The sequence below is a fragment of the Desulfosporosinus sp. OT genome (genome assembly GCF_000224515.1).
Classification (GTDB): Bacteria; Bacillota; Desulfitobacteriia; order Desulfitobacteriales; family Desulfitobacteriaceae; genus Desulfosporosinus.
The window spans coordinates 21,187-27,590 of the sequence record NZ_AGAF01000233.1 but is presented as its reverse complement, the minus strand read 5'-3'; the positions used below and the strand labels follow the sequence as shown (position 1 = coordinate 27,590).

The 6,404-nt window shown below is 40.2% G+C and carries 8 protein-coding genes and 1 pseudogene; 6 read left to right on the top strand and 3 right to left on the bottom strand.

Translation table 11 applies throughout. The features are described 5' to 3' along the window. Nucleotides 1-190: 190 nt before the first annotated feature. Complete coding sequence (locus DOT_RS32545) at nt 191-319, bottom strand: hypothetical protein (protein WP_009623713.1); 129 nt, start codon at nt 317-319, stop codon at nt 191-193. Between the two features lie 317 nt (nt 320-636). Here DOT_RS32545 and DOT_RS32105 point away from each other — a divergent pair, with 317 nt between their 5' ends. The 4 genes from DOT_RS32105 to DOT_RS22055 all read left to right on the top strand — a co-directional run bounded on the left by DOT_RS32105 (nt 637) and on the right by DOT_RS22055 (nt 4,132). Further along, complete coding sequence (locus DOT_RS32105; protein ID WP_242833892.1) at nt 637-951, top strand: hypothetical protein; 315 nt, start codon at nt 637-639, stop codon at nt 949-951. Nucleotides 952-1,023: 72 nt separating this feature from the next. Continuing rightward, nucleotides 1,024-1,719, top strand: a complete 696-nt coding sequence (locus DOT_RS22065; RefSeq protein ID WP_009623711.1) for a response regulator transcription factor — start codon at nt 1,024-1,026, stop codon at nt 1,717-1,719. Next, nucleotides 1,716-3,119 (top strand): HAMP domain-containing sensor histidine kinase, encoded by a 1,404-nt coding sequence (locus DOT_RS22060; RefSeq protein ID WP_040413187.1) that lies wholly within the window; start codon nt 1,716-1,718, stop codon nt 3,117-3,119. The genes DOT_RS22065 and DOT_RS22060 overlap by 4 nt, the downstream gene beginning before the upstream one ends. 92 nt (nt 3,120-3,211) lie before the next feature. After that, nucleotides 3,212-4,132, top strand: a complete 921-nt coding sequence (locus DOT_RS22055) for a hypothetical protein (RefSeq protein ID WP_009623709.1) — start codon at nt 3,212-3,214, stop codon at nt 4,130-4,132. A 121-nt stretch (nt 4,133-4,253) separates the two neighbouring features. Here the strand turns inward: DOT_RS22055 and DOT_RS22050 are convergent, their stop codons facing one another. Further along, nucleotides 4,254-4,718 (bottom strand): DUF2975 domain-containing protein, encoded by a 465-nt coding sequence (locus DOT_RS22050; RefSeq protein ID WP_009623708.1) that lies wholly within the window; start codon nt 4,716-4,718, stop codon nt 4,254-4,256. Between the two features lie 237 nt (nt 4,719-4,955). Here DOT_RS22050 and DOT_RS22045 point away from each other — a divergent pair, with 237 nt between their 5' ends. After that, complete coding sequence (locus DOT_RS22045; protein WP_009623706.1) at nt 4,956-5,471, top strand: GNAT family N-acetyltransferase; 516 nt, start codon at nt 4,956-4,958, stop codon at nt 5,469-5,471. Nucleotides 5,472-5,610: 139 nt separating this feature from the next. Further along, nucleotides 5,611-5,925 (top strand): efflux RND transporter permease subunit, encoded by a 315-nt coding sequence (locus tag DOT_RS22040; protein ID WP_040413185.1) that lies wholly within the window; start codon nt 5,611-5,613, stop codon nt 5,923-5,925. A 55-nt stretch (nt 5,926-5,980) separates the two neighbouring features. On the opposite strand, the pseudogene DOT_RS29085 reads toward DOT_RS22040, so the two are convergent. After that, a pseudogene (locus DOT_RS29085) lies at nt 5,981-6,250 on the bottom strand (sensor histidine kinase); the annotation flags it as partial. Nucleotides 6,251-6,404 lie beyond the last annotated feature (154 nt).

Sequence of the window (6,404 nt, the reverse complement as noted above, 5' to 3'; positions counted from 1 at the left end):
ACTATGCCTTTGGGATTGCTCATAGCAGGCCCGGAATTCTAAATTTCTAAATTAGGCTTAAAGGAAGGACTGATTTAATAGTTGTAGTTCCTAGTTTCTTAGTTAACGTTTATAGTCAAACAAATAAAATAGCCCTCAGCCTTTTCGCTAAGAGCTATAGTAGTTAGTTCATTTGATACCCGATAAATAATTACAAATTAATTTTCAACTCAGGAGGCTTGACACTCTTAATCTCACAATCTTCGCATACCTTTAAACCTTGAACTTCAGAGAGCTCCTCTTGCGGAACTTCGGCACCACACTTTTCGCATTTAGCCATTTCAATCTCCTCCTTCATAGAATCCATAATAGGACACTTATTAATAGATAAGCTCTATGAATATTTTAATATATTATAAAGTAATTTCATATTCTATCCTTTTAATATTTTACCATGGAGAGAAGTTTTCTAGTCAATGGCGTCTCACGCGCCGGAGTAAAGTTGTATATACCGAAAATACGAATGTGACATAACCGTGTGGACAGTAATAAGCACATTTCATTTATTCCCTTAAGGACAAATGTTACTTAAGTTTAAAGTAAAAATACGGTATAATATGATGAAGTGTTTTTCAGTGAGAGATTTAGAAAAACTAATTGGATGAGGATAACGGCTCCATGGCGATGGAAGGGATGCCACTTATGGAGTCTGATAAGGATAGAATCAGATATTGCGCAGGGAATAATAAATTGGTTGAGAAAACAATAGCTGAGCTTGTCCAAAAACATACAACTGCTACGACCATGAACAACAATTATGATTACTGTTATGAATGGAACCATAAATATTGTTATCCCTACTCCAATGTGCTGATAAACAATCTGAGAGAATTTTCCAGGTGCAGGAGAGGATTGAATGATGAATTTAAAGGGGTCGAATTCAACGACTCCTTTAGATTCGTTTATAGGTGAGACTATAGAAAAGAAGTTTTTTCCGAAATAACTGTAAAATAATTGGAGGTATAAACAGAAGAGGGAGTAAAAATGAGGGATAATGACGCAACGATATTAGTTGTCGAGGATGAAGAATCCATAAGGGAATTCACGGCTCTTAATCTTAAATTGAGCGGATTTTCTGTTAAGGAGGCAGCCTCTGGTGAAGAGGCTCTTGCAAAACTTAGAAAATGCAATTTCGATGCGGCAGTCCTTGATATAATGCTGTCCGGAATTGATGGCTATGAGGTCTGCAGGAGAGCAAGGGAGATATGTCCGAATATATCGATCATCATGCTTACGGCAAAGGCTCAGGATATGGATAAGATAATGGGTCTTGAAACGGGAGCCGATGACTATATGATTAAGCCCTTTAATCCTATGGAACTAATCGCCAGACTTCGTGCAGTCCTGAGACGTATACACCGGATAGAGGAAAGGCCGGTGCTTAGGTCGGGCGTATTCAGGTTTGACAGCAACAGACAACAGTTCTACAAGGGAGAAAGAACTGTTGATCTTACGCCAAGAGAACTGAGTCTGCTAAAGGTACTTATGCAAAATGAAGGAAAGGCCATGAACAGGGATGAACTGTTAAACAGTGCCTGGGGAGAGGACTTTTTTGGAGATACAAAGACATTGGATGTTCATATCAGAAGGCTTAGAGAGAAAATAGAGGGTAACCCTTCAGAACCTGAGTATATAATCACAGTAAGGGGCTATGGTTATATGTGGGGGGAGAAGGATTGAAAAGTATACAGAGCAGGATAATGCGGAGCAATATGGCAGTTATCATTATTACAATTTTTGCCTTCGAGGCTTTTCTTATAATTTTTGTCAACAGCTTTTATATCAATAATATAAAGGATATATTGCTGAAGCAGGCCATAAGTGCGGGTAACTTTTACCATGATTATATATCAACTCAAAGCACGGATATTAACTATCAGGAGCTTGCAATTTCTTTAGCTCAGTCCTCTAATGCCGAGGTTCAGATAACGGATAAAACAGGAAAACTTTTGGCCGATTCACTGTGGAATTATGAAAGTACAAAAATAGATACACCGGACATAAAGGTTGCTCTCACAGGGCAAACGGAGGTGTGGCAGGGCTATACCGGGATGCCGCCTGAGGCTGTGTTTTCTCTTTCATACCCCCTGAAAACAAGAGCAGGGATAACAGGTGCTGTACGGTACATAACCTCCCTTACAGACGTTAAGAGGGTCATCGGCAATATTACAAAAATTCTTTTAGCCGCGGGCATTGCCATATTATTTGTTATTGCCTTGATTGGCTTGTTTCTTTCAAGGACAATCGTTAATCCTGTTAAAAAACTTATTGAGCAGACAGAGGAGATAGCAGCCGGAGACTATACCATAAGACTAACAAAGAAGTATGATGACGAAATTGGCGCCTTAAGCGATACCATGAATCATATGCTGGAGGAAATCAATAAGAATGACAGGCTTAAAAATGAATTTATATCCTCCATATCCCATGAACTCAGGACACCCCTTACAGCAATCAATGGCTGGTCCATAACTTTACGGCGTCCCGAAATGGAGGACAAGGAGAGTATTGACCATGGCCTTGACATAATTGAAAAGGAAAGCAGCAGACTTTCATCCCTCTTGGAGGAACTCCTTGATTTTTCCAAGCTTTCTTCAGGAAAGATAACTCTACATTTGGAGCCGTTGAATATAAATGATACCGTGACCTCCATAAAGGACCAGATGATACCGAGGGCTCAACGTCAGAACATAGAGATATTGATGGACCTTGAACAGGGAATAAAAAATATAAAGGCTGATCCTGACAGATTAAAGCAAGTACTTATCAATATCCTGGATAACTCGCTTAAGTTTACGGAAAAGGGCGGCAGAATATATATCCGCACTGAAACTACAGATAGAGGGATTATAGTCCAAATAAGGGATACTGGAATTGGCATAGATTCCTCGGTGCTGCCGGTCGCCAAGAAGAAGTTTTGCAAAGGCAACCAGAAGGGGGCAGGAAGCGGGATAGGACTCGCGATATGCGAAGAAATAGTATTGCTTCACGGCGGAAAACTTAATATAGAAAGCGAGTTGCAAAAGGGTACGGAAGTAAGCGTATTTCTTCCGTTTAATGATGCTGTAACCAATTGTTAACCTTCAGGAAATCAGTAGATAACCTCTTAAATTAATATTGCTAATACAATAGGATATGAACATTAGAGATTATTTTTTAGGAGGCAGTTATCATGATAGCCAAAAAGAAATTTCCAGTATTAATTGCAGGACTAGGGTTTACGCTGTTAGTTACGGGCTGCAGCGGCGTAATGGCAACACCGGGGGCCCTCATCAAACCACCTGCGGCGGCTTACGTGGCATCCGATGTGAATCAGACTGTTCTTGATGAGGTAAATAAAAATCTGCCAAAAGGCGCAAAGCTTGTGGATCCTTCGGAGCCAGCCGGAAGCAAGGCTGTTCAAACTGTAGATATGAATGGTGACGGGAAGGATGAAATTGTTGCAACCTACAGGACAGTTGAAGCAGATGGAACAGAGGGCCCTGCCGGAATACTTATCTTATCGGATGCCCGCTCGGGTTATAAAGAACTCATCAATTACAAGTCTGAGGGATATTCTGTAAAGTTTATAAAAATTGCATCGATAACCGAAAAAGATAAAAAGGACATTGTTGTGGCCTGGTCAATAGGTGCTTCAATTGGAAATGGTGTCGATACACTGACAATGAAAAATGATAAGGTTATAAAAATAGCAAGCTTCTATGCAAACAAGCTTGATATAGAAGATCTGCCTGATGCCAAGGGACAGAAGGATGGTATTGATGAAATTGCCTTCTGGCAGCATGATACAGGGGATGCCTATGTAATTAATGTAGTAAGATGGAACGGGGAAAAATTTGTTTCAGTACCTGCTGTATATCCGGCATATTTTAAAGCCGTCGTTCCCTTTTATCAGGAGAAGGTAAAGGAAATGCCGGATGCCGCTTTTTACTGGTACTATCTTGCCGATGCCCAGCTTAAGGCAGAATATTATAAGGATGCCATAATATCTGCCGGCAAAGGCATGGCTATATTAGAGAAACATCCTGGTTATTACCCGGAAATGGACAAGTTTAAAGAAATCGAGACTAAAGCATCGGAACTTTCAGAGTAAATAATAAAGATGGTGCGAAAAGGTAGTGCATGCATGCTGCAGTGGGAGTGCGCCATAGATCAAAGTTTTGTGCAACACGAAGTATGAACAAAGCGTAGCACCTCGTTAATCATTTTTGGTTTTAATTCAAGGACGGTTTTAATGGCTTTTGAAGTGCGTCCACAATAGCTGTGATGATACTTGTTGCTAAAATACCCATTAGACTTAATGATATAGGACCTGCTGGATCATCTCCTGTGACTTTAGCAATTACCTTTAGGGTTACTATCCCTAACACGATGAAGAAAATGGTTGTTAAACCACATTTCTTTATAACCTTCATAGATTTAAGTGATAACTCGGAGAAAGCATTGTTTCTTTCGATATAGGTTAATAGTTTAAAAGCTTGATACAATGCAACAGAAAACGCAATACAGCATCCATACGCATATCCCAATAAGGGATAAAGCGAGTAGACCCCTGGATGTGTTTTTGGTTCTCGAATAGCAAGCAAAGGTAACCAAAAGAAACACAAAGCAAGCACCGCGATTCCGATCAGAGAAATAATTACCTTTAAGAAAGTGGTTGAACTATGTTTAACATTCATTATTAGCACCTCACTAATTCATTGTAAAATGATTTTAACAGGAGCGTTGAGAGGCGGTTTTGTCCAGGTGCCAAATCCTGAAAATATTTAGTCGGTTCATCGAAAGTTAATCCCCACACCACTTGTACCTTGCTAAGAAGAAATAGCCGCCTTGATAAAGCCTACCAGCAATTAATAGGACAATTTTTAGACGTGGTTTAAGTGAGGTTTAATAAATGAAGCAATGTCAACTACAAAATGGGCAGATTCTTATTATTTGTAAGGCGGAAAAAAAATGATGCTTTAGTTGTTTTAGAATACATAAATAAGGTAAGCACAGAGAGTGATAATCTAACGTTTGGTGAATGTGAGTTTGGTATAACCGAAGACGAAGAGGTTGGAATTATTGAAACAATTACCAAATCAGATAATCAGCTCATGCTTTGTGCGTTCATTGATGATAAGCTAGTTGGACAGTTGGTATTCAGAGGTGGTTCAAGATTAAGAATAAGGCATGCTGGAGAGTTTGGAATTACTGTTCTTCAGGCACATTGGGGAAAGGGAATAGGTAGTGAGATGATTAATTATTTGATAGCTTGGGCTAAAGAAACTCAAATTATTAGAAAGATAAATCTAAGAGTCCGAAGCGACAATCAACAAGCTATCAGTCTATATCGAAAGTTTGGCTTTGTCTCTGAAGGGACAATCACTCGAGAATTTTTGATTAATGGCGAGTTTTATGATTCCATACATATGGGGTTGGAGATTGATTAAGTTGAATTGAACAACGTTGAGGAGTAGGATCAGGAGAATTATGCCATAAATATCGACTTTCACCACCGGAGCGTTTGGCGTTCCGGTTTTCATTTGATGCAAATTTTTTTTTAAAAAAAAGGTATCCGAAAGCACTAACTTGAATGCCATTTTGCTTGTTGACTATGTCAGACAGAGGAGAAGCGAAGGAGTAGAGATAAATAAAGCCTTGGTGGAAGCTGGACTGGTAAGGTTGCGTCCCATCGTGATGACATCTTTGGCTATGATTTTCGGCATGCTGCCTTCAGCATTTACGAAAGCAACCGGCTCGGAGATGTATGCGCCAATGGCTCATGCAGTGATCGGGGGATTAATTACTTCAACGATTCTTACTTTGTTTGTAGTACCGGTTAGATGTCAAATGCCACCAGAAATTGTAGGTCGAACTTCCCGTTCTGAATACTTTGACGCCTAAAAGCAGACAAGCCAGTTTTTTCCCCGCTACCCCTCTCCCATACCTTGCAACTCCACAATTTTTTTACAAGCGACAGCCCCAGACCATTGCCGCCAAGGGAGCGGTCACGGGATTTATCCACTTTGTAGAAGCGCTCAAAGATATGGATTTGATCCTCCGATGAGATCCCCATGCCGTTGTCGGCAATGGTGCAGATAGTTTTCCTACCCTTTGTGGTAAGCGTAATGTGAATCGTGCCATTCTCCGGCGTAAATTTGATGGCGTTGTGCAGGAGGTTAATCCAGACTTGGGAAAGAAGTTCCTCGTCAGCGGAAACCAGCCCTTGAACCGTAAACGGGATGCCGAGAGGTATCCCGTTTAATCATATGATTAGGCTAGAATTGATCGTGCCCTGGCACCAATCACACCTGTTAAGAATTACATCTTGAAAACGAGTAAGACTTAATAAAAACAACTATGTTATACTTCACATCAGAAAT